Origin of the sequence: Rodentibacter pneumotropicus DSM 21403 (assembly GCF_000379905.1) — a bacterium.
GTDB classification, from domain to species: domain Bacteria; phylum Pseudomonadota; class Gammaproteobacteria; order Enterobacterales; family Pasteurellaceae; genus Rodentibacter; species Rodentibacter pneumotropicus.
The window spans coordinates 108,078-130,948 of sequence record NZ_KB904056.1; the positions used below are offsets into that span (position 1 = coordinate 108,078).

Annotated in this window: 21 protein-coding genes; 6 read left to right on the forward strand and 15 right to left on the reverse strand. The window is 39.6% G+C overall.

Annotated features, from left to right (window positions below; genetic code table 11):
• Positions 1-26: 26 nt before the first annotated feature.
• Positions 27-2,684, reverse strand: a complete 2,658-nt coding sequence (gene aceE, locus A3GE_RS0107455; RefSeq protein WP_018356637.1) for a pyruvate dehydrogenase (acetyl-transferring), homodimeric type — start codon at positions 2,682-2,684, stop codon at positions 27-29.
• A 299-nt stretch (positions 2,685-2,983) separates the two neighbouring features.
• On the opposite strand from aceE, the gene mgsA reads away from it, so the two are divergent.
• A complete protein-coding gene (mgsA, locus tag A3GE_RS0107460) occupies positions 2,984-3,442 on the forward strand; it encodes a methylglyoxal synthase (protein WP_018356638.1) in 459 nt (152 codons plus the stop codon).
• 95 nt (positions 3,443-3,537) lie between these two features.
• On the opposite strand, the gene A3GE_RS0107465 is transcribed toward mgsA, so the two are convergent.
• Positions 3,538-5,034, reverse strand: coding sequence for a YdgA family protein (locus tag A3GE_RS0107465; RefSeq protein WP_018356639.1), 1,497 nt, complete (start codon positions 5,032-5,034; stop codon positions 3,538-3,540).
• A 269-nt stretch (positions 5,035-5,303) separates the two neighbouring features.
• Here A3GE_RS0107465 and dnaK point away from each other — a divergent pair, with 269 nt between their 5' ends.
• The 3 genes from dnaK (at position 5,304) to dnaJ (ending at position 8,938) form a co-directional block, all read left to right on the forward strand.
• Positions 5,304-7,199 (forward strand): molecular chaperone DnaK, encoded by a 1,896-nt coding sequence (gene dnaK / locus A3GE_RS0107470; RefSeq protein ID WP_018356640.1) that lies wholly within the window; start codon positions 5,304-5,306, stop codon positions 7,197-7,199.
• 71 nt (positions 7,200-7,270) lie between these two features.
• On the forward strand, positions 7,271-7,774 hold the full coding sequence (locus A3GE_RS0107475; RefSeq protein WP_018356641.1) for a hypothetical protein: 504 nt from the start codon (positions 7,271-7,273) through the stop codon (positions 7,772-7,774).
• Positions 7,775-7,786: 12 nt separating this feature from the next.
• Complete coding sequence (dnaJ, locus tag A3GE_RS0107480) at positions 7,787-8,938, forward strand: molecular chaperone DnaJ (RefSeq protein WP_018356642.1); 1,152 nt, start codon at positions 7,787-7,789, stop codon at positions 8,936-8,938.
• A 207-nt stretch (positions 8,939-9,145) separates the two neighbouring features.
• Here the strand turns inward: dnaJ and A3GE_RS0107485 are convergent, their stop codons facing one another.
• The 4 genes from A3GE_RS0107485 to modA all read right to left on the reverse strand — a co-directional run bounded on the left by A3GE_RS0107485 (position 9,146) and on the right by modA (position 13,178).
• The gene (locus A3GE_RS0107485; RefSeq protein WP_018356643.1) at positions 9,146-10,474 is read right to left on the reverse strand and encodes an L-cystine transporter; all 1,329 of its coding nucleotides are present in this window, start codon (positions 10,472-10,474) and stop codon (positions 9,146-9,148) included.
• Between the two features lie 102 nt (positions 10,475-10,576).
• Entirely contained in the window at positions 10,577-11,632 is a 1,056-nt protein-coding gene (gene modC, locus A3GE_RS0107490; protein WP_018356644.1) for a molybdenum ABC transporter ATP-binding protein ModC, read from the reverse strand.
• Positions 11,619-12,347 (reverse strand): molybdate ABC transporter permease subunit, encoded by a 729-nt coding sequence (gene modB / locus A3GE_RS0107495; RefSeq protein ID WP_018356645.1) that lies wholly within the window; start codon positions 12,345-12,347, stop codon positions 11,619-11,621. The genes modC and modB overlap by 14 nt, the downstream gene beginning before the upstream one ends.
• Before the next feature lie 66 nt (positions 12,348-12,413).
• Positions 12,414-13,178 carry a molybdate ABC transporter substrate-binding protein gene (gene modA / locus A3GE_RS0107500; protein ID WP_018356646.1) on the reverse strand — a complete coding sequence of 255 codons (765 nt, stop codon included), beginning with the start codon at positions 13,176-13,178 and terminating at the stop codon, positions 12,414-12,416.
• Between the two features lie 181 nt (positions 13,179-13,359).
• Here modA and A3GE_RS0107505 point away from each other — a divergent pair, with 181 nt between their 5' ends.
• Positions 13,360-14,127: a TOBE domain-containing protein gene (locus A3GE_RS0107505; RefSeq protein WP_018356647.1), complete on the forward strand. Its 768-nt coding sequence runs from the start codon at positions 13,360-13,362 to the stop codon at positions 14,125-14,127.
• Positions 14,128-14,190: 63 nt separating this feature from the next.
• On the opposite strand, the gene A3GE_RS0107510 is transcribed toward A3GE_RS0107505, so the two are convergent.
• The 5 genes from A3GE_RS0107510 to sstT form a co-directional block, all read right to left on the reverse strand.
• Positions 14,191-14,757 carry a TorD/DmsD family molecular chaperone gene (locus A3GE_RS0107510; RefSeq protein ID WP_018356648.1) on the reverse strand — a complete coding sequence of 189 codons (567 nt, stop codon included), beginning with the start codon at positions 14,755-14,757 and terminating at the stop codon, positions 14,191-14,193.
• On the reverse strand, positions 14,754-15,365 hold the full coding sequence (locus tag A3GE_RS0107515) for an NAD(P)H-dependent oxidoreductase (protein WP_018356649.1): 612 nt from the start codon (positions 15,363-15,365) through the stop codon (positions 14,754-14,756). Before A3GE_RS0107515 ends, A3GE_RS0107510 begins: the two co-directional genes overlap by 4 nt.
• A complete protein-coding gene (locus tag A3GE_RS0107520) occupies positions 15,362-15,817 on the reverse strand; it encodes an NfeD family protein (protein WP_018356650.1) in 456 nt (151 codons plus the stop codon). Before A3GE_RS0107520 ends, A3GE_RS0107515 begins: the two co-directional genes overlap by 4 nt.
• A gap of 219 nt (positions 15,818-16,036) precedes the next feature.
• The gene (locus A3GE_RS0107525) at positions 16,037-16,951 is read right to left on the reverse strand and encodes an SPFH domain-containing protein (protein WP_018356651.1); all 915 of its coding nucleotides are present in this window, start codon (positions 16,949-16,951) and stop codon (positions 16,037-16,039) included.
• Between the two features lie 126 nt (positions 16,952-17,077).
• Entirely contained in the window at positions 17,078-18,322 is a 1,245-nt protein-coding gene (gene sstT / locus A3GE_RS0107530; RefSeq protein ID WP_018356652.1) for a serine/threonine transporter SstT, read from the reverse strand.
• Positions 18,323-18,588: 266 nt separating this feature from the next.
• Between sstT and A3GE_RS0107535 the strand changes: the two genes are divergently transcribed.
• Positions 18,589-19,032 (forward strand): LexA family protein, encoded by a 444-nt coding sequence (locus A3GE_RS0107535; RefSeq protein ID WP_026215438.1) that lies wholly within the window; start codon positions 18,589-18,591, stop codon positions 19,030-19,032.
• A 99-nt stretch (positions 19,033-19,131) separates the two neighbouring features.
• On the opposite strand, the gene lpxM is transcribed toward A3GE_RS0107535, so the two are convergent.
• From lpxM to aroC, 4 genes are read right to left on the reverse strand one after another with little or no spacing between them, the layout of a single operon-like run.
• Positions 19,132-20,088: a lauroyl-Kdo(2)-lipid IV(A) myristoyltransferase gene (gene lpxM, locus A3GE_RS0107540; protein WP_018356654.1), complete on the reverse strand. Its 957-nt coding sequence runs from the start codon at positions 20,086-20,088 to the stop codon at positions 19,132-19,134.
• 30 nt (positions 20,089-20,118) lie between these two features.
• On the reverse strand, positions 20,119-20,886 hold the full coding sequence (locus A3GE_RS0107545; protein ID WP_018356655.1) for a TSUP family transporter: 768 nt from the start codon (positions 20,884-20,886) through the stop codon (positions 20,119-20,121).
• A 28-nt stretch (positions 20,887-20,914) separates the two neighbouring features.
• Complete coding sequence (gene mepA, locus A3GE_RS0107550) at positions 20,915-21,775, reverse strand: penicillin-insensitive murein endopeptidase (RefSeq protein WP_018356656.1); 861 nt, start codon at positions 21,773-21,775, stop codon at positions 20,915-20,917.
• Positions 21,776-21,785: 10 nt separating this feature from the next.
• Positions 21,786-22,862: a chorismate synthase gene (gene aroC / locus A3GE_RS0107555; protein ID WP_018356657.1), complete on the reverse strand. Its 1,077-nt coding sequence runs from the start codon at positions 22,860-22,862 to the stop codon at positions 21,786-21,788.
• Between the last annotated feature and the right edge of the window lie 9 nt (positions 22,863-22,871).

The window sequence follows — 22,871 nt, forward strand, 5'->3', positions numbered from 1 at the left end:
AATTTTTGACCGCAGTTTTCCATCAATTACGCATAAAGCGGATTGATACGATCAACATTCAAACCGAATTTAGCAATAGCATCCGCAACAACTTGATTTGTTACAGTACCTTCTTTCGCTAATTGAGAAAGAGCGGCAACAACGATATAACGTTCATCTACTTCAAAATGCTCACGTAAATTTGCACGGCTGTCTGAACGACCAAAACCATCCGTACCCAATACGTGATAATGTTTAGTCGGTACAAATGCACGAATTTGATCAGCATAACCTTTAACGTAGTCTGTTGATGCCACTGTTGGTAAATCAGCCAATACTTGTGCCACATAAGGTACGCGTTGCTCTGCTGTCGGATGTAATAAATTCCAACGAGTCGCATCGTTACCTTCACGAGCCAATTCATTGAATGATGGTGCAGAGAACACATCGGAAGTCACACCATAATCATTTGCAAGGATTTGTGCTGCTTCACGAACATGACGCATAATCGCACCAGAACCTAACAATTGAACGTGTCCTTTACCTTTACCTTTCACTGTTTCAAATTTATATAAACCTTTACGGATACCTTCCTCTGCACCTTCTGGCATTGCCGGTTGTTCAGTCACTTCATTCAATGTAGTGATGTAGTAGAACACATCTTCTTGTTTTTCGCCGTACATACGTTGAATACCATCTTGAATGATTACTGCCACTTCAAAGGCAAATGATGGATCATAAGTGACACAATTAGGAATCACACCAGCTTGGATATGGCTATGACCATCCTCGTGTTGTAAACCTTCTCCGTTGAGTGTTGTACGACCTGAGGTACCACCAATCATAAAACCACGTGCAAGCTGGTCACCTGCTAACCACATCATATCGCCCACACGTTGGAAACCAAACATGGAGTAATAGATGAAGAAAGGAATCATTGGCTGGTTATTCACAGAGTATGAATTTGCAACAGCCAACCAAGATGCCGTCGCACCTAATTCATTGATACCTTCTTGTAATACCTGACCATCAGTAGCTTCACGATAATAAGCGACCAAGTCACGGTCTGAAGGCACATATTTTTGACCATACGGATTATAAATACCGACTTGGCGGAATAACCCTTCCATACCAAAAGTACGCGCTTCATCTGCGATGATTGGTACAATTGTTTTACCAATATTTTTGTCTTTTAATAAGGTATTTAATACACGGGTAAATGCCATAGTGGTTGAGATACCACGAGGTTGTGCATCTAGTAACGCTTTAAAATCATCTAATGCCGGAACTTTATATTCCACATCAAATTTAGGTTTACGAGCAGGCACATATCCATTTAATGCTTTACGGTGTCCGTGTAAATAATCGTATTCTTCAGAACCTTCTGGGAATTTAATGTACTCAAGTTTTTCAACTTGTTCATCGGTTAATGGTAATTGGAAGTAGTCACGGAAACCTTTAAGGCTTTCATAAGACATTTTTTTAGATTGGTGGGCAGTATTTTTACTTTCTGCTTCAGGAATTTTATAGCCTTTAACCTGTTGCGCTAAAATAACAACCGGTTTCGTTGCATTTTGTGCTTTTGCGTAAGCCGCATAAAGTTTTTCTGCATCATGCGCGCCACGGCGTAATGCCCAAATTTCATCATCAGTCATATCAGCAACTAATGCTGCAGTTTCCGGATAACGACCAAAGAAATGTTCACGTACGTAAGCACCATCTTTCGATTTGAATGTTAAGTAGTCACCATCTACTACTTCCATCATTAATTGGGTTAATTTACCGGAAGTATCTTTCTCAAATAATTTATCCCAGTTACTACCCCATAGAACTTTAATCACTTCCCAACCAGCACCGGTGAATAAACCTTCTAACTCTTGAACAATTTTACCGTTACCATTTACCGGTCCATCTAAACGTTGAAGGTTACAGCTGATTGTGAAAATTAAATTATCCAAGCCTTCGCGTGCAGCAAATGTTAATGCGCCTTTAGACTCAATTTCATCCATCTCACCATCACCTAAGAAGGCATAAACTTTTTGGTCTTTTGTATCTTTCAAACCGCGGTTATCCAGATATTTTAAGAAACGAGCTTGATAAATTGCATTAACCGGTCCTAATCCCATTGAAACGGTTGAGAATTGCCAGAACTCAGGCATTAATTTCGGATGAGGATATGAAGATAATCCGTCAACAAAGGCTTCTTGGCGGAAATTATCCAATTGCTCTTCCGTTAAACGACCTTCTAAGAAAGCACGTGCATACATACCCGGTGCAGCGTGACCTTGGAAGAAAATTAAGTCACCACCATTTTTCTCTGTTGCTGCCTTAAAGAAATGGTTATAACACACTTCATACATTGTTGCGGCAGATTGGAAAGTAGAAATGTGACCACCTAAGTCGAGATCTTTTTTCTGACTACGTAGAACCATTGCGATTGCATTCCAACGTACAGCAGAACGGATGCGGCGTTCAATTTCATGGTTACCCGGGTAAGCAGGTTGCTCGGATACAGGGATAGTGTTCACGTAATCAGTGGTTACGCCTGTAGGTAATGAAACACCATTAGTACGCGCTTGACCTATTACTTGTTCAATAATATATTGCGCGCGCTCAACACCTTCTTCACGAATCAAAGAATCTAATGATTGCAGCCAATCTTGGGTTTCGATTGGATCTACGTCATTTTTTAAAATCTCAGACATAGGTTTTCCTTATCTGTTAATTAAGTGAAAATTAGTTCAGCCAAAAGCCAAACACGAATATAAGAAATGCCTGTTTCAGCTTTACAAGCATTTAACAAATTTCATAAATTTTAGAAGATTTTTTGAAATAAAGATAGTAAATTTTCTACCAAACTACTTTTCTCTTCATCCTATTTACCTAAAGTGCGGTAGTTTTCCGGCGTATTTTAATTAGCTCATTAAAACCATAGGTAAAATCATTGCATCCGTATAATCTTTGCGCTAGAGTCTCCTCTACTTTCAAGACAAGGACTTTCTTTATGAAATCAACGACCAGAACACTCTATCAACACAAACGCATCGCCCTCGTAGCCCATGATAATTGTAAACAAAATCTTATTCAGTGGGTGAAAAAGCACAATATCTCACTAAGCGCTCATCAACTTTATGCGACTGGAACAACGGGACATTTACTGGCTCGGGAAAGCGGTTTGACAATTAAACCACTATTGAGTGGTCCAATGGGTGGCGATCAACAATTGGGCGGACTTATTGCAGAAAAGAAAATTGATCTCATCATTTTCTTTTGGGATCCAATGAATGCCGCACCTCACGATCCGGATGTGAAAGCCCTTATGCGCATTGCAACCGTATGGAACATTCCGGTCGCGATTAATCAAACGACTGCAGATTTTTTACTCACTTCTTCACTTTTTGAGCAAAATATAGAAATTGAAATTCCCGATTACGAAAGTTATTTGAAAGAACGTCTAGGATAAAACTCAGTAAAAATTAACCGCACTTCAAATACAAAAAAGGAGATAAATGACATTATCTCCTTTATTATTTCATCAAAAGCGGATGGACATTAAGCCTAATGTTGCATCACCGCGCTCATTAATAACATAAAGATTATGCTTTTAGCCTGCTCTTCTGGCACAGCTTGACCGTTTAGTTTTAATTCGCCATTTTCAAGCGCAAGTTTCATCGTAATCGATTTTTCACTATTTGCGACAATACCGTTGTTTGCTCCTTCACTCGCCATTTCTTCAATTTTAGCTCTAATATTTGTCCGTTCCTCTTCTGAGGTAAATTTCGTTAAAATCGCTTCAACAGTTGCTTTATCCAATTCAATATTCACGGCAAAGTCAGTGAATTGGTTATACAAACCGCCACTCATCAAGTCGAATTTAGGATCTTTAGCTAAAGCTACATTTAAATCCAACGCCAATTTTCCTTGATTGTCGGAAATCGAGATTGGGTTAAATTTAATTTGCGGTTGGTTATTAAAAATTGCCATACCGTATTTGGTAAACCACGATTCAACAATTTGCTCTATCGCCACACTATTGCCTAAATATCCTTCTTTGAATATATTAATGAAAGATTCAAACAAAGCATTAACTGAATTGGCTTCAAGATGATTTAGTTCTAGGTTATAAACTAATTTACCTAGCTCTGTTTTATCCCTCCCTTCCATATCAATTATTAGCGAATCAATAGAATTTGTGCCCTTGAAATTTAAAAAATCATCTTTAACATCAAGCTCAGCAATTCCTTTCACACCTTTTTCTATGATAGACAGGGTTTTGTTCGTTCCGCTTACCGCCGAAATTTCAATGCTATCAATAGAAGATGTGCCTTTCCCTATTTGAATATAAGTCCATTTTGTCGGTTCAACACTCCCTTTGTATTTAATTCCTTTTAATTGAGTTTTAGATTCTACACCTTCATCAGAAGCACTATCTCTTTTACCATTACTTGAAGAATGAAAGGTTAATTGATCTGCCGAAAACTCATATTCCCCGGAAAGAGCTTTATCCATTGCAAAGCCGATATTGATACTTGACCAAGCAGCCTTCTCTTTTGAGGGTTCGGAATAGCTCACTTCTCCGCCCGCCACTTCAACCGTGCCTTTTGTTGTTAAACCATAACTTGTTGAGGCGCGATACTGAATCGGCTTGTCTGATTTAATCACATCAAATAACGGCTGTGTGCTTTCATTTTTAGTGATAAAACCTTCTGCCGAAAACATTACCGGCATAAAGTCAAATTTCATCAGTTGATTAAGCGGTAACGGCCCATGATAAAGGGTTGTTGAAAAAGGAATCGTCCATTGTTTTTCTTCTTTTTCCAAAGAAATTACAATTTCATCTTCCACTTGAGAGCTGAAAAAACCACGCTCAAATTGCTTATTTTTAAATTCAATATTGAAGGAATCCGAGTCCCCCAAAGTACGGAATCGTTGGTTTGCCAATTCAATTTGACGTTTATATTCCGTTTCCGCAGTTTGACCGGTAAACCATACACCACCCACCCAAGCTGCGCCAAGTATGGCAATCACGCCAATTGCAATCTTTGATTTTTTCATAAGTATCCCTTTGATAATAAAATGTAAAAATTACGTAAATTCTACCGCACTTTTCCTTCTTATCTACCTTTTTATCAAAAAATTTACAAATTCTCTCTTGAAGTTTTATGCTTTGTTCTTATCTTACAAAGCAAGAACGGAAACGGCGGTATTTTTAAGTAGGAAAAATAAAAAATTTTTAAATTTTCTCTTGAAATACGAAGAAGTATCCACATCTTACAGTTCATAGCAAATTACACTGAATTAAAAAATTTAATTAGGAGAACAAAATGGGAAAAATTATTGGTATTGACTTAGGGACAACCAACTCTTGTGTGGCTGTAATGGATGGCGACAAACCTCGCGTTATTGAAAATGCTGAAGGCGATCGTACCACCCCGTCAATTATTGCTTATACAAATGATAACGAAATATTAGTCGGTCAACCAGCAAAACGCCAAGCGGTAACCAATCCAAAAAATACCTTGTTTGCAATCAAACGTTTAATTGGTCGTCGCTTTGAAGATGAAGAAGTAAAACGTGATATTGATATTATGCCGTTTGCTATTACTAAAGCAGACAACGGTGATGCTTGGGTTGAAGTAAAAGGCGACAAATTAGCGCCTCCGCAAATTTCTGCGGAAGTATTGAAAAAAATGAAAAAAGCTGCCGAAGATTTCCTAGGTGAATCGGTTACAGAAGCGGTTATCACTGTTCCTGCGTACTTTAACGATGCACAACGTCAAGCCACCAAAGATGCGGGACGTATTGCAGGGTTAGATGTGAAACGTATTATCAACGAACCGACTGCGGCGGCGTTAGCTTACGGCTTGGATAAAGGTCAAGGCAACAAAACTATCGCAGTTTATGACTTAGGTGGTGGTACATTCGACTTATCCATTATTGAAATTGACGAAGTCGGCGGCGAGAAAACTTTCGAGGTATTAGCAACCAACGGTGACACCCACTTAGGTGGTGAAGACTTCGACAACCGTATCATTAACTATTTAGTTGATGAGTTCAAAAAAGAGCAAGGGGTGGATTTACGTAACGATCCGCTTGCAATGCAACGTTTAAAAGAATCGGCTGAAAAAGCAAAAATTGAGCTTTCTTCTGCTCAACAAACCGATGTAAATCTTCCTTACATCACAGCGGATGCAACAGGACCTAAGCATTTAAACATTAAATTGACCCGTGCAAAATTAGAATCGCTTGTTGAAGATTTAGTAGCCAAATCTCTTGAACCGGTTCGTATCGCATTAAAAGATGCGGGCAAATCACCGTCTGAAATTGATGATGTGATTTTAGTGGGTGGTCAAACCCGTATGCCATTGGTTCAACAAGAAGTGGAAAAATTCTTCGGCAAAGCGCCACGTAAAGACGTTAATCCTGATGAAGCGGTAGCAGTCGGTGCGGCAGTTCAAGGTGGTGTATTAGCCGGTGATGTGAAAGATGTATTATTGTTAGACGTTACCCCATTATCACTTGGTATTGAAACCATGGGTGGTGTAATGACGACCTTAATTGAGAAAAACACAACGATTCCGACTAAGAAATCACAAGTGTTCTCAACGGCGGAAGATAACCAAAGTGCAGTAACTATTCACGTGTTACAAGGTGAGCGTAAACAGGCATCAGCCAATAAATCTTTAGGTCAATTCAACCTTGAGGGCATTAATCCTGCACCTCGCGGTATGCCACAAATTGAAGTGACTTTCGATATTGATGCAGATGGTATTATCCACGTTTCTGCAAAAGATAAAGGCACAGGAAAAGAACAACAAATCACGATTAAAGCGTCTTCCGGTTTAAGTGATGAAGAAATTCAACAAATGGTGCGTGATGCTGAAGCCAATGCAGAATCCGATCGTAAATTTGAAGAATTGGTTCAAGCTCGTAACCAGGCTGATCACCTCATTCACAGTACACGCAAACAACTGGATGAAGCAGGTGATAAAGTCCCAGCAGCAGATCGCGGCGTGATTGAAAGTGCGTTAAGTGACTTAGAAACTGCGGCAAAAGGTGAAGATAAAGCGGTCATTGAAGCGAAAATTCAAGCCCTTGCCGAAGCAGCACAGAAACTTGCTCAAACCGCCCAACCACAAGGCGAACAAGCGCAAAGCAACAGCAAGCCAAACGATGATGTTGTTGATGCCGAGTTTGAAGAAGTGAAAGATAGTAAGTAATTTTCTACTTATAGTGCCTATTCCATAGGGGAGCATTTAATGTTCCCCTTTTGTGCAATAAAGATTTTTTAATGATGAAAACTTTAAGTCGTTATCTAGTAACATTCTCATGTTGGTTTATTATTATCGTAATTATTGAAAATACAAAAAATAACTCTGTACTTTCAATTGATAATTTGATTACTTCAATGACTTTATTTTCATTGATGTTACAAAACTTAAAAGTAAAGGAAATTGAATCTCTACAAGATTGGTTGGTTAATAAGATTAACATGCATGAGTTCTTTATTTTAACCTCTCATATTTTTTGCATAATATGTCTTGTAACAGCAATTATTATGCCTATAGGGCTGAATGAATTTCCAAGTTACCTTATAAAATTTGATAAGTTATCTAGCTGGCATGAGTTATTAAAATTAATCATTAAATTATCTTTATTTTTTGCTATTAGTTTCTATGCTCTTTCCCCTTTTGGAAAAGAAATTGATAGTAGCGTTGGAAATGACACAAACAAGAAATATGGGTTATTTTATGCAATATTACTCATTATTTATATCGCAACCAAAATAAGTTAGATCTATTTTATTATGGCAAAACAAGATTATTACGAACTTCTCGGCATCTCAAAAGGTGCAGACGAAAAAGAAATTAAGCGTGCATATAAAAAACTCGCGATGCAATATCATCCTGATAGAACTAAGGGTGATAAAGCTAAAGAAGAAAAATTCAAAGAAATCCAAGAAGCTTATGAAGTTTTAGGTGATAAAGAGAAACGTGCTGCTTACGATCAATACGGCCATGCAGCCTTTGAACAAGGCGGTTTCGGTGGCGGTGGATTTGGTGGCGGTTTTGGCGGTGCCGATTTCGGTGATATGTTTGGCGATATTTTTGGTGATATTTTTGGTGGCAGTGGTCGTAGCCGTCAGCGTGTCGTGCGTGGTGAAGACTTACGCTATGATCTTGAAATCAGCTTAGAAGAAGCGGTAAAAGGAACAACCAAAGATATCCAAATTAACACTCTGGTACATTGTGATAATTGTGACGGTACAGGCGCTGAAAAAGGCTCAAAAGTTGAAACCTGCCCAACCTGTCATGGAGCCGGACGTGTTCGTCGCCAACAAGGTTTCTTTGTATCTGAGAGTATTTGTCCGACCTGTCACGGTTCCGGTAAGAAAATTGAAAAACCTTGCCACATCTGCCACGGAGACGGTCGCGTTCATAAAAAAGAAAGCCTTTCGGTTAAAATCCCGGCAGGAGTGGATACCGGTAATCAACTTCGCTTAAGCGGCAAGGGTGCAGCCGGTGAAAACGGTGCGCCGGCAGGTGATCTTTACGTTGTCATTCACGTGAAAGAACATCATATCTTTGAACGTGACGGCAATAATCTTTATTGTGAAGTGCCGATTAGCTTTGCTACTGCGGCATTAGGTGGTGAAATTGAAGTTCCAACCTTAGATGGTCGGGTAAAACTCAAAATTCCTGCGGAAACCCAAACCGGAAAATTGTTCAGAATGCGTGGCAAAGGTGTAGCCTCTAACCGTAGCGGTTATGCTGGCGATTTAATCTGCCGCATTGTAGTGGAAACGCCAGTGAACCTAAACAGTAAACAAAAAGAATTACTGAAGGAACTTGAAGAAAGTTTTCAAGGTAAAGGATTAAGTAAGCATAGCCCGAAATCCTCCGGCTTTTTGGATGGCGTGAAGAAATTCTTTGATAATCTCGGTAAATCCGATAAATAAAAAAACTTGAGTAAAAAAAGCCCGTACTTTTCGGGCTTTTTTATTTGACTTATAGCAAAAGTGCGGTGATTTTTGACCGCACTTGATGATTTAAACAGAATGTAAAACCACAAAATAGAAATATCAATGAAATGTAGGGACACACTGCGTGTGTCCTACGAATATCATCTTTGTGTCGTGGTTACCCCATATTGAGTTTAAAATTATTTATTCTTTTAATTTCAACCATTTACTGCTTAACGTTCCCGCCGTCATTGCACCGTTTACATTTAATGCGGTACGTCCCATATCAATAAGCGGTTCGATTGAAATCAACAAACCGACTAATTCTAGCGGTAAACCTAAGGTTGAAAGCACCACGATCGCAGCAAAAGTTGCCCCGCCGCCTACCCCGGCAATACCAAAGGAAGAAATCGCCACGACTAAAACAAGAGTCGTAATATAACTCACGCTAAAGGGATCTATGCCTACCGTTGGTGCAATCATGGCAGCTAACATCGCTGGATAAATCCCCGCGCAGCCATTTTGTCCGATTGTCGCACCAAAAGTGGCTGAGAAATTCGCAATAGCCGGATTATTACCAAGTTTACCCGTTTGCGTTTCGATATTAAGTGGAATAGTCGCTGCGCTTGAACGAGAGCTAAAAGAAAAAGCGAGAGTCGGCATCACTTTTTTGTAATATTGAATAGGACTGATACCGGATAATAAAAGCAATACACCATGCACAATAAACATCAAGAAGATCGCAATATAAGAAGCAACAATGAAGCTACCTAGATTCAGAATATCCGCCCATTTTGAAGTTGCCCCCACTTTAATCATTAATGCAAATACCCCATAAGGCGTTAAACGAATGACAAAACGTACTAAACGTGCGACTAATTTATTCAGTGTTTCAACACCTTGTGCTATGCGATCACCCAGTTCTTGATTTTCTTTACGCAAACTCAACGCCGCTACGCCTAAAAATGCAGAGAAAATCACCACACTAATAACAGAGGTCGGATTCGCCCCTGTTAATTCGGCAAACGGATTCTTTGGAATAAAAGAAAGCAACATTGCCGGCACACTTAATGCATTAATTTGATCCGCACGGCCCAATACTCGGGTTTGAGCGGCAAGCTCACGTTCACCGGCGACTAAACCTTCCGCCGTTAAACCGAATATTTGCACCATAATAATTCCGATAAAAGCGGCAATAGCGGTGGTGACAAGTAATACGGAAAGGACGCTAAAGCTGATTTTTCCTAAAGAGCGTGCCTCATTTAATCGGGTAATTGCCGATAAAATTGAAACAAAGACTAATGGCATCACGATCATTTGTAATAAACGAACATAGCCTCCTCCTACAAGATTAATCCAATCTAATGCGGTTTTAATCATTCCTTCATCACCAATGTTTTGTAGCAATGCCCCCATACCTAAACCAAGCACTAAACCAACAAAAACGGTTTGTCCCAATTTCTGGTTTTTTTTATAAAGATAGCCTAACAGCACAAGAATCAGTGCAAAAACGGCTAAAGTAAGAAATAACATATTCATATTCTCCTATAAATTCAGGTGGCGATATTAGATAGACTTCCTCATAAAAGATCTAATCGTTTTTTGTTATAGCTTATAATTTTATGGAATATCATTTTAAACAACGGAGACCGCTTTTATTTGTACATAAACATTCATACCAACCGTAAAATGCAATTCATTCTGCGCCCATTTGCTAATACTAGCCCAAATCCTATACCCTTCCACTAACACGGCAATATCCACTCGAGAATCCTGTATGTCAATTTGTGCAATTTGACCTTGTAAAATATTACGAATACTGGTTTGTTGCGGTTTATGCAAGGCGATTGAAACATCGGAACTATAAATACAAATGCGTACAAGCTCCCCCACTTCCGCATTCATTTGATGAATCCAAAGTAATTGTTCTCCCAACGAAAGTGCGGTCATTTTATAAGGCGGATTATGCAAATGTACGGGTAAGGCTAAAACACTACTCTGCTCATTTTCCCCTTTCCATGGTGCAAAAATCGCACTGTTCCAAATTCGCTCCACAGAACCGTAGGCTTTTACTTTCCCGTTTTCCATTAATACCACCCGATCTGCGAGTCGTAATAATTCATCTAAACTATGTGTGACATACAAAATGGGAATATTAATTTCTTGAGAAAGTCGTTCCAAATAGTGCATTAATTCCCGTTTACGCGGTAAATCTAACGCAGAGAGGGGTTCATCCATCAATAACATTTCCGGATCAGTGAACAACGCGCGTCCAATAGCAACACGCTGCTTTTCCCCACCAGAAAGAGTGAGCGGATAACGTTTCAATAAATGACTTATGCCAAGCAATTCGACAATATAATCAAATTCTTCTTTTGAAACATTTTTCGCACCATAACATAAATTGCCTTTCACCGTATAATGCGGAAACAAACGGGCATCCTGAAACACATAACCGATTTTACGCAAATGAATAGGCACATTTTGTTGTGTTTCGGTATCAATTAAAGTACGGTCATTTAATCGGATAAATCCCTCATCAGGTTGCGTGAGTCCGCTCACTAAATTAATTAAAGCGGTTTTCCCCGCACCGGACAAACCGAAAATAGCCGTCACACCTTGAATAGGAATCTGCAAATTTGCCTGTAATGCCAATTTTCCTAATTGCTTTTTTATATTAATTTGCAACATTGCCTTGCCCTAATTGTTTCTGCATACGTTTACCAAGCCATTCTGAGGCAAGTAATGAAATGAATGAAAGTATAATCGCAAATAGGCATAAACGTGCGGTTTGCGCCTCAGCACCCGGTGTTTGAATGAAAGAGTACATAGCAAGGGGAATAGTTTGAGTTTCACCGGCAATATTGGAGACAAAAGTAATGGTTGCACCAAACTCCCCTAATGAGCGGGCAAAACCTAATATCAATCCGGCTAATACGCCCGGAAGTGACAGGGGGAAAGTAATTGTAAAAAAGACACGCCATGGGGAAGCACCCAAAGTTTGTGCTGCCCGTTCAAGCCTAATATCAATACTTTCAAGAGAAAGGCGAATCGCCCGAACAACGAGAGGAAAAGCAACTACCGCCGAAGCAAGCACCGCCCCTTTCCAACTAAACCCAAAAGACACGCCAAACCATTGATATAAATACTGTCCGATAAATCCGTTTCGCCCCATTCCTACCAGCAATAAATAGCCAATCACAACGGGAGGCAGCACCAAAGGTAAATGAACAATGCCACTCACTAAGGACTTACCATAAAAATTTTTACGTGCCAAAATCCACGCCACAAAAATCGCCGGAGGTAAACACCAAAGCACTGCATTAAACGCCACACTTAGGCTCAGACGAATCGCATCTGTTTCTAAGGGGCTGAGATTGAATAGGGAAAGAAATTGAGTGAGCAAATTACATTTCCTTATAACGCTTAAAGTAGGAATAGGATTTTAACAAAAAGGACAAACTCTAGCCCCTCATTTCACGGAGAAACCGTAACTTTCAAACACTTTTTTCGCTGCGTCAGAAGCAAGATATTTTAAGAAATCACGGGAATTCGCATTATCTTGCTCTTTCAAAATCGCCATCGGATATGCGATCGGTTGATAACTCTCTGCCGGAAATACTCCCACCGTTTTCACTTTTTGACTCACTTTCGCATCGGTGCTATACACAATACCATAAGACGTTTCAGCCCGTTCAGCTAAGACTAATGCAGCACGTACATCTTTGGCTCGCGCTAAACGATCTTTCACTTTATCCCACAAATTCAGTTTGATTAGGGCTTCTTCCGCATATTGTCCGGCCGGAACGTGTGCAGGATCTCCAACGGATAAATAACTGTCTTTTAAGGCATTCACCCACTCACCTTTGGAAATATCCACAGAATCGACCGCACTTTTCACCGAGGCAATTAATACCAACTCATTCCCAGCTAACACTTTTTCCGTTTCTTTCACCGTTAAATTTTTCTCAGAAAGATATTTCATCCACTTATTACTGGCTGAAATAAAAATATCAGCCGGTGCGCCTTCTTCTATTTGTTTTGCCAAGGTTGAAGAAGAAGCAAAAGAAAATACGACATTATTTTTAGGATTTTGTCTTGCGTAATCCACCGCCACATTTTGCAACACATCCTTCATTGAGGCAGCTGCAAACACCGTAACTTTTGCTGGAGTCGCTAAAGAAACACTAAAACCAATCACAAAAAGTGCGGTTGAAATTTGGGTTAATTTTTTCATTATTTTCTTCTATGCCGAATAACGTTATTTATTTGATTATATATTGAGATAAAAAATAGCGATACGTAAAAATTTGGTTTTATCATAAAATATATAACGCTCAGAATCTGTGGACACGTTATTTTCACCTAGCTTTATCGGAAAAATTGCCCACAGTTTCAATTATCATAAAGGGAATCCTATGAAAAATACTGAAATTTTACTCACCATAAAACTTAAACAGATGCTCTTTATTGATCCCAAACGGGTTCGCTTACTCAAAGAAATTCAGCAATGCGGTTCGATAAATCAAGCGGCAAAAAATGCCAAAGTCAGCTACAAAAGTGCGTGGGATCATCTTGAAGCCATGAACAAGCTCAGCCCTTCCCCTTTGCTGGAACGCAATACAGGGGGAAAAAATGGGGGTGGTACGGTTTTAACAAGCTATGCGGAACGTTTACTCCAACTTTATGATTTATTAGAAAAAACCCAAGATCATGCATTCAAAATTTTACAAGATGAATCTGTGCCGCTTGATAATCTGCTTACCGCCACCGCACGCTTTGCCCTACAAAGTAGTGCACGTAATCAATTCTTCGGCAGGGTTGCACGCCAACGAATGATGGATTCCCGTTGTATTGTGGAGGTAAACATAGAAGGATTGCCAACCCCCTTACAAGTATCCATAACCACAAAAAGTGCCTCACGTTTGAAATTAATGACAGAAAAGGAAGTAATACTGATGTTTAAAGCCCCTTGGGTGAAAATGGCGAAACAGCCTTTGGAAAATCAGACAAATCAATTTCCCGTGAGCATCAAATCACTCAATGAGGAAGAAGCTATTTTAGTTTTTGATGATACAGAGATGGAATTTTGTGCAACAATCACACAACCAAATCAATGGCAAATTGAGCAACAAATTTGGTTGCATATCGATCCGGAACAAATTATTTTGGCGACATTGGAATAAATTTTTGATAAGAAAAACGGCTGATATTCAGCCGTTTTGCCAATAAGGAAGATTTAATTCATCTTAAATATTGCGATTTTCCTCTAATTCATCCGCCATTGCTGCTAAAATTTCGCGTGTTAAGTACGCTAAAGAACGATAAAAAGGTAAAGTAGCATAGGTTTCTATTTGCGTTAGAAATTTCGCAGCACAAGGCAATAAGAAGGCTTCAAATAGGGTTCGTTGTGCAGAAACGGAATCAACGTTATCCTCCAACCAAGAAGCAGTCAGCAAAAGTAATGCAAAATGATCAGCACGTTCCACTTCCGGCATACCACGTTCATTACGAAAAGCCATAAAATCCGCCACATCAATATCATAAGAGGAAATGGCTGTGGCAACTTTACCTTCCGTACCAAGCAATTTTTGATACTCTTCATTTAACAATGTGAGGTCAATTTTTAACTGGAGATTATCTAACGCTGTTTGACTTTCTTTATCCGCATCTAATGCCCATACTTGATCTAAGCCTTTTTGTTGCAACCAATCAAAAACACCGGCAAGCACCGAGTCTGTTGGGGCGCGATAAAATAAATTACCGAATAAACGACTAATTAAAGAAAAATTATTAAGTGGCTTTTCTGTACTCATACTGCTTTTCCATTTAAAAGTGCGGTCAATTTTTCCCGTGTTTTTTGCTCAACGATATCCAACATTGCGTGACGTGCCTCATCATCAATTAAATGAAGATCACCAAATAACTCATAGGTTACATTTTCAATACCGCAATAATTAAACAAACCGTTCACGAGACAATGATCAAGGGATTTATCAATGCCAAATTCTTTATACTTATCCACATTGCTGCCAAGTGTGATGAATTGCTGCATTTGTTTCCCTTTAAGTAAGCCAACGGATTCGCCATTTTCTGTTTTATAAGCAAACCCATGACTTAACACCCGATCCAAATACCCTTTCAAAATCGCCGGAAAACCCATCCACCAAAGGGGATAAACGAGCGTAAGTAAATCGGCTTGCTGAATAAGATCATGTTCATATTTAACTTCTTCGGGAATAACACCATTATTCACCGCTTGTAATTCTTCAAAAGAAATGATCGGATTAAAATCTAGGGTATAGAGATCACGGAATTGGGTTTCCACCCCAAGACTTTGGCTGGTTTTCACCACACAATCTGCCACAGCACGCCCAAAACTGCCTTTAGAATTAGGATGAGCAAAAATAATGAGATGATTCATTCTGTTACCTTTTCGACAATCAGCGTAATACCTTCTACACGCACAACCTTCACAAGATCATTCACCACAAGATGCTCGCCTTGAATACGCCAAGTGGTATCACCAAACGCACCACGTCCAATACCATTTACAGCGATTTCCTGCACCGTACCTTGTTTACCCAACATGGAATGATCACGCTGGTTTAAAGAGCTTTTAGCCTGATCTTGACGATCTTTATTATGCTGGTATTTCCACCAAGCGACAGATAAAATACAAGCTAAAACCCCATAAAAGATCGCTAGTCCGACTAATGAAAAAGTGGGAAAAAGAAACTGTACAAGAGCTGTCACCAAAGCGGCTAATCCCCACCAAAGTAAAAATACACCGGGAATGACAACTTCAGCGATCAACAATACAAAACCTAAAACCACCCAATGCCATAATGTCCATGTGGTCAACCATTCTGCCATATTGTCTCCTTTGATAGAAAAAGTGCGGTCAATTTCAACCGCACTTTGAAAAATTAGCGGTATTATGTAACAGCTGCAGAAACTTAATTTTTGGTTTATTTGTAGGGACACTCTGAGTGTGTCCGTTATCAAATCAAATTATTTCAGTATATTATAAACGAACACACGCAGTGCGTAGGTTTTGTGCCTTTGTCACGTAATACCGAAAACTAAACACACTTAGGCTTTTTTATCACCTTTTAATAATTCTGCAATACCTGCCACAGAACCAATTAAATTGCCTGCCTCCAATGGCATTAATACCACCTTGCTATTTTGCGAGCCGCCAATTTCTTTTAATGCTTCCGTGTATTTTTGCGCAATGAAGTAATTGATCGCTTTGGTATCACCACTTGCGATAGCTTCGGATACCATTTGTGTCGCTTTTGCTTCGGCTTCTGCTGCACGCTCACGGGCTTCCGCTTGTAAGAAAGCCTCTTGACGTTCCCCTTCTGCTTTTAAAATACGCGCTTGTTTTTCCCCTTCCGCCCGTAAAATTTCTGCTTGTCGAATCCCCTCGGCTTCCAACACTTCCGCCCGTTTGTTACGTTCCGCTTTCATTTGGGCATTCATAGAATCAATCAATTCACGTGGCGGACGAACATCACGAATTTCAATACGGGTGACTTTAATCCCCCATGGATTTGTGGCTTCATCTACAATCGCAAGCAAACGGCTATTAATGGAATCACGCTGCGATAACATTTCGTCCAATTCCATAGAACCGAGAACCGTACGGATATTTGTCATGGTTAAATTAATAATCGCCTGTTCAAGATGATTCACCTCATAAGCTGCGCTACGTGCATCAATCACTTGAACAAAACATACCGCATCAATGGCAACATTAGCGTTATCCTTAGAAATGACTTCCTGTGAAGGAATATCCAACACTTGTTCCATCATATTAATTTTGCGACCGACACGATCCACAAAAGGCACAACAATATTTAAACCGGGCATTAATGTTCGCGTGTAGCGCCCAAAACGCTCAATTGTCCAGTTATATCCCTGTGGAACAGTTTTAATAGTTGAAAATAAAATAACAATAATGAGTACAAGAAATACTAATGTCGCTATGGTTAATCCATCCATTTTGATGTCCTCCATCTGGTTTTAAACGAAAAAAGTCTAACAAATTAGACCGCACTTTGTATAGCGAAATCTAAGCATCTAAAAAAACAAAAAGTGGGCTTTCGCCCACTTCATAAAATAATTGAATTATGCGTTATTTTTTCGCTCTTCTTCCAGGCAAACTGCGGCGGTAAATAACACATCAGTCGAAGAGTTTAACGCCGTTTCGGTAGAATCTTGCAAGATACCAATCACAAAACCGACCCCAATCATTTGCGCTGCGACATCATCAGAAATACCGAATAAGCTACATGCTAACGGAATGAGTAATAACGAACCGCCTGCAACACCCGATGCACCGCAAGCACAAAGTGCGGCAACCATACTTAATAACACGGCACTAACAAAGGAGATTTCTATACCAAGTGTATGTACTGCCGCTAAAGTTAATACCGTAATAGTAATAGCTGCCCCCGCCATATTGATATTTGCTCCTAATGGAATTGCTACCGAGTAGGTTTCTTCATCAAGATTTAGACGTTTTGCCAAAGCAATATTCACCGGAATATTTGCCGCGGAGCTACGGGTGAAAAATGCGGTTACACCGCTTTCGCGTACACAGGTCCAAACTAATGGGTAAGGATTTTGGCGAATTTTCCAATAAACTAAAATAGGATTAAGAACAAATGCAGTAAAAAGCATTGTACCGATTAAGACAAATAATAGATGAATATAGCCGCCTAAAGCCACTAACCCTTTATCTGATAAGGTTTCTGCCACTAAACCAAATACCCCAAAAGGCGCAAATGAAATAATCACATGTACAATTTTAGAAATTCCTTCTGCAAAATCTGATACCACTTGTTTTGTTGTTTCAGCGGCATAACGAAGCGCTAATCCTAAACCGATTGACCAAGCCAAAACACCAATAAAATTTGCTTTAAAAATCGCGTTGAGCGGGTTATCCACCACATTCAGCACTAAAGTTAATAATACTTGGGTAACCGATTGTGGTGCCGAAGAAACATCTTCTTTCACAGATAATGCTACTTCAGAAGGAAAAAGCATACTTGCAATCACAGCAGCAACCGCAGCTAAGAAGGTGCCTAAAAGGTAAAGCACAATAATTTCTTTCATATTGCTTTTTGAACCAACCTTTTTATTGGCTAATGCCGCCATCACAAGGAAAAAAATTAAAATTGGCGCAACTGCCCGAAGTGCTTTGACAAAGATTTGTCCCAGCACGCCAACATTTGATGCAAGATTAAAACCAAACGTTTGTTCAATAGTTGAGTTAACAAGTGCAACGAGGATCCCAAGAATAAGACCAAGGGCAATTCGTTTTACTAAATTACCTTGGAAAAGAAAATGAAATAAACGTGATGTATTCATAATAAATTTAAATAAAAATATAATTAAACTTCAGATCATTGCAGATCCACCTAAGCAGGCTAAAGATAGCTTAAATTCTATCTAAAAGAAAACCTTTTCTTCGTTTTTTATCATAGTTTCATCATTTCCAGATTATTCATTATATTTTTTCTAAAATTTTGCTTGATAAAAAAATTTTTTCCATCCGACATTGACAAACTGTATGAAACACCAGTATATTTACACCTGTACAAAAAAACATATTTAAACCAAAGGAAAATAAGATGATGAACTACGCAAACACTGTTGCTCCAAATGAAATGACGTTTTCTTATCATCCAATGCCATTCTTTAATGATATTGAGAAAAGATCAAAATTCAGTAAAAAACTTGATTTAAATCTCTACTGTATCAAACGTCCGCAGCAAACCTGCTTTATTCGTGTTACGAATCCAAATATGCTTGCCTGGGGAATTGAACAAGGTGATATGTTGATCGTTGAAAAAAATGATCGTCTTTCTATTGGCGATATTGTCGTATTAGAAAGTGAAGACGAATTTCATCTCTATGAATTTATTACTCATCATGATGAATTTATTTTTATGGCGCTGGATTCTCAAATGCAAAATATCAAAACGAAAAATTGGACATCATTACCGATTATTGGAACCGTAACAAATACGATCCACCAAATTCAGCCAAAACATAATACGCTAAAATTCTCAGCTTAATCTAAGGTAAATGACAATTTTTTCCGATAACACAGATACCCCCCCCAACAGCTCCGAGAAAAAGTGCGGTTAAAATTGACCGCACTTTTGTTACATCAGCTAATCATAAAGATCTTCGCTATCTTTACGCGTTCTTAATAATTGTAAAATCCAAACATATTGTTCTGGGGTTGGGGTAACAAAAGATTCAATTTCTTCATTCATCGCGCGGGCTGATTTTTCGGGTTCATCACCCAGCACCATAGCAGGATGAATTTCCATCTCATATTTACCACTTTTCGCGTTATAGCGAGGAAACATTGGGATCACAACAGCTTTCGCCAATTTTGCCATTTTATTTAGTCCCGGTAATGTCGCTTTATAAGTAGCGAAAAAATCAACAAATACACTCTGTTCTGCACCGAAATCTTCATCGGGCAGGTAATATCCCATTTCTCCTTGACGAACACTTGCCAAAAAAGGCTTAATGCCATTTTGACGGGCGTGCATTTTTCCACCGAAACGCTGACGGACAATTGTCCACAGCCAATCTACCAAAGGATTGCGATGAGGATTATACATGGAAGTCATTGGCATGCCATGGGTATGCAAAATAATACCAGAAGCATCAATCGCCCAACCGTGCGGCACCATTAAAATAATGTTATAGCCTTCCGCTTTAGCTTTCTGAATATGTTCAATACCGATAAATTCACTGCGTTTTTGTAAATGTTTTTTAGAACGGACTGCAATTTCACCAATACCAAACATTACTTGGGCGACCACAGCAAACATTTCATCAATAACTTGCTCTCGCTGTGCTGCAGTCCACTCTGGAAAACAATAACTCAAATTAATTTGAGCCCGTTTACGTTGTTTTTTTGCCTTATGTCCAATCCATACACCCAGTTTTGCTGCGATCTTATCTCTCAAACGAAAAGGCACAAATGCCAACAAAAGCAAAAAGAAAATACCGAGCCAAACGCCCCAGTATTTTGGTTTTAAATAGGACCATAAAAATTGTGGTTCATAACCCACACGCGCCGTTAAACGTAAATTTTGTTGAAAATCTGTCATACTAAAAACAGCTGCGGAATTAACCGCACTTTAAATGTTAAACCAACCTTGATCATATGCCATTTTTGTTGTCATCAAAAACGACATCACCACTACCATAGGACGAATTAAAGTTTTACCTTTTGTCATCACCATTTTAGCACCTAAATTTGCCCCAATAATGCTCCCCGCCATCATCACGATTCCTGCGATCCACAAAATTTGCCCGCCGGCTAAGAAAAATAAAAAGGAAGCGAGATTTGAAGTAAAATTCATCACCTTTGCGTGGGCTGTCGCTTTTGCAATGTTGAAACCTAATAAGGTTACACAAGCCAGACTCATAATAGAACCCGTCCCCGGTCCGAAAAAGCCGTCATAGAAACCTAAAAATGGGCTAATAGAAAAACCGAAAACCACATAAGTTAAACGTTGTTTACGATCCTCATTACCCAATTTAGGTGTAAAAAGAAAATATAACCCAATGGATAAAATTAAGAATGGCAAAATTTTCTTAAATACAGACACATCAAGCAATTGAATTAAGATTGTGCCTAAGGCTGAACCGAGAAAAACGCAAAGTAAAATAAACCAAAATTCCCGTAAATTCACCGCTCTTCTACGTAAAAAATAGAGGCTTGCAGAAAATGCGCCCCCCATCGCTTGCAATTTGTTTGTACCTAGAGCAACCGCTGGTGGAATTCCTGTCATGAGTAAGGCTGGAATGGTAATTAAACCTCCACCACCGGCAATAGCATCAATGAATGCTGCAACAAATGCGACCCCGAATAATATCCCTAAAATATCAACGCCTAATTCCATATTATTTCTCTATTACTTGCCTACAAAATTATTCTAACCATTCATTTCGATTTGGCGAATTTAATATTTGTTGGCACAAAAGTGGTTCAGGCGGTATTATCTTTGGTTTATTTGAACCCGTGCTTGGTTTTGCAGGCTCAAACCAAGAATAAAGTTCACGACCACAGCCATCGCCTGCCGGTATCGGTGCTTGATCTTCACAATAAACAGCGTCAGCCGGACACTTTAAACGAACGTGAAAATGTGAATCATGCCCAAACCAAGGGCGAATTTTATGTAGCCAACCACGATCATTAGCTGCAGTTTGACACAGTTTTAATTTAATTGCCGGATTCACAAAAATACGGGAAACGCCATGATCCTGAGCTGCAAGTTTAATCAGAGTAGTGTGGTTGTTATTCCATATACGATCATCAACCCGTTGTGCTTTTCTATCAACCACCAACAAGCCTTTTCCATCTGAATTTAATGCATCTGCATCGGACATCGCACCCATGCGTAACCAAATATCCGCATCTAATCCCATTTGATGGCTGGCATGCCCGGTCAAGAAACGACCGCCGCCCGGCATAGCAATATCCCCTACAAGCATTGTTGGTAATCCCGCTGCTTTCGCTTTTTCTCCCAAACGTTTAAGATACTTAATAATTTCCGGGTGTCCATAATATCGGTTACGATTCATACGGATCACTTGATAGCCGTCACCTTTAGCCGGTAAAGCTTCAGCACCGATAATACAACCATTAGAATAGCTTCCGATTGGCTGGGCTTTTCCATCCTCACTTGGAATAGGACGCTTAACTTGCTGCCAATCGTGTGGAGAGGCTTGCACCCCAAAACAAAAAAGTGCGGTTAAACCAACCGCAGTTTTTAATATAATTTTATTCATTTCACGCGCTCTACTGCTTACATTGCGCCTTAAAACGTAATAAATGATCCAATAGCACAATAGCGACCATCGCTTCCGCAATGGGTACAGCACGAATCCCCACGCAAGGATCATGACGACCTTTTGTCACCACATCTACTGCTTCACCATCAAGGTTTACAGAACGCCCAGGTATTGTAATGCTTGAAGTCGGTTTCAATGCAATGGTGGCAATAATCGGCTGACCGGAGCTAATCCCCCCTAAAATGCCGCCTGCATGATTGCTTTCAAAGCCACTCGGTGTCATTTCGTCACGGTGTTGGCTACCCCGTTGTTCCACCACCGCAAAACCATCGCCAATTTCCACACCTTTCACAGCATTAATTCCCATTAAGGCATGAGCCAAATCAGCATCCAAGCGATCAAATACCGGTTCACCTAAGCCAACCGGTACATTTTCAACAATCACGGTGAGCTTTGCACCAATGGAATCGCCCTCTTTTTTAAGTTCTCGAATCAATTCATCAAATTTTTCAACCGCACTTTCGTCAGGGCAAAAGAAAGGATTACTTTCCACTTTTTTCCAATCAATCTTCCCTACCGTCTGCGGTGCAATTTTCACCTCACCGATTTGACTTAAAAAACCACGTACCTCAATGTCAAATTGTTCCCGTAAATATTTTTTAGCAATCGCTCCTGCTGCGACTCTCATAGCCGTTTCACGTGCGGAAGAGCGTCCGCCACCACGATAATCGCGAATACCGTATTTCTGTTGGTAAGTAAAGTCAGCGTGTCCCGGACGAAAACGATCTTTAATTTCACCATAATCTTGAGAACGTTGATCAGCATTTTTAATGATCATTCCAATGCTTGTGCCGGTAGTTTTTCCCTCAAATACACCCGATAAAATTTGCACTTCATCTGCTTCCCGACGTGCGGTAGTATAACGAGAAGTACCCGGTTTACGGCGATCTAAATCAGGCTGAATATCCGCTTCAGACAATGTCATATTGGGTGGAACTCCGTCCACAATACAACCGAGCGCAATACCGTGCGATTCACCAAAGGTTGTCACGCGGAAAAGTTGTCCTATTGTATTACCTGCCATATTTTACCT

What these genes read in the sequence shown, in the direction of transcription:
- aceE (WP_018356637.1), bottom strand. Translation starts at nt 2,684, where the DNA reads ATGTCTGAGATTTTAAAAAATGACGTAGATCCAATCGAAACCCAAGAT.
- mgsA (WP_018356638.1), top strand. Translation starts at nt 2,984, where the DNA reads ATGAAATCAACGACCAGAACACTCTATCAACACAAACGCATCGCCCTC.
- A3GE_RS0107465 (WP_018356639.1), bottom strand. Translation starts at nt 5,034, where the DNA reads ATGAAAAAATCAAAGATTGCAATTGGCGTGATTGCCATACTTGGCGCA.
- dnaK (WP_018356640.1), top strand. Translation starts at nt 5,304, where the DNA reads ATGGGAAAAATTATTGGTATTGACTTAGGGACAACCAACTCTTGTGTG.
- A3GE_RS0107475 (WP_018356641.1), top strand. Translation starts at nt 7,271, where the DNA reads ATGATGAAAACTTTAAGTCGTTATCTAGTAACATTCTCATGTTGGTTT.
- dnaJ (WP_018356642.1), top strand. Translation starts at nt 7,787, where the DNA reads ATGGCAAAACAAGATTATTACGAACTTCTCGGCATCTCAAAAGGTGCA.
- A3GE_RS0107485 (WP_018356643.1), bottom strand. Translation starts at nt 10,474, where the DNA reads ATGTTATTTCTTACTTTAGCCGTTTTTGCACTGATTCTTGTGCTGTTA.
- modC (WP_018356644.1), bottom strand. Translation starts at nt 11,632, where the DNA reads ATGTTGCAAATTAATATAAAAAAGCAATTAGGAAAATTGGCATTACAG.
- modA (WP_018356646.1), bottom strand. Translation starts at nt 13,178, where the DNA reads ATGAAAAAATTAACCCAAATTTCAACCGCACTTTTTGTGATTGGTTTT.
- A3GE_RS0107505 (WP_018356647.1), top strand. Translation starts at nt 13,360, where the DNA reads ATGAAAAATACTGAAATTTTACTCACCATAAAACTTAAACAGATGCTC.
- A3GE_RS0107510 (WP_018356648.1), bottom strand. Translation starts at nt 14,757, where the DNA reads ATGAGTACAGAAAAGCCACTTAATAATTTTTCTTTAATTAGTCGTTTA.
- A3GE_RS0107515 (WP_018356649.1), bottom strand. Translation starts at nt 15,365, where the DNA reads ATGAATCATCTCATTATTTTTGCTCATCCTAATTCTAAAGGCAGTTTT.
- A3GE_RS0107520 (WP_018356650.1), bottom strand. Translation starts at nt 15,817, where the DNA reads ATGGCAGAATGGTTGACCACATGGACATTATGGCATTGGGTGGTTTTA.
- A3GE_RS0107525 (WP_018356651.1), bottom strand. Translation starts at nt 16,951, where the DNA reads ATGGATGGATTAACCATAGCGACATTAGTATTTCTTGTACTCATTATT.
- sstT (WP_018356652.1), bottom strand. Translation starts at nt 18,322, where the DNA reads ATGAATACATCACGTTTATTTCATTTTCTTTTCCAAGGTAATTTAGTA.
- A3GE_RS0107535 (WP_026215438.1), top strand. Translation starts at nt 18,589, where the DNA reads ATGAACTACGCAAACACTGTTGCTCCAAATGAAATGACGTTTTCTTAT.
- lpxM (WP_018356654.1), bottom strand. Translation starts at nt 20,088, where the DNA reads ATGACAGATTTTCAACAAAATTTACGTTTAACGGCGCGTGTGGGTTAT.
- A3GE_RS0107545 (WP_018356655.1), bottom strand. Translation starts at nt 20,886, where the DNA reads ATGGAATTAGGCGTTGATATTTTAGGGATATTATTCGGGGTCGCATTT.
- mepA (WP_018356656.1), bottom strand. Translation starts at nt 21,775, where the DNA reads ATGAATAAAATTATATTAAAAACTGCGGTTGGTTTAACCGCACTTTTT.
- aroC (WP_018356657.1), bottom strand. Translation starts at nt 22,862, where the DNA reads ATGGCAGGTAATACAATAGGACAACTTTTCCGCGTGACAACCTTTGGT.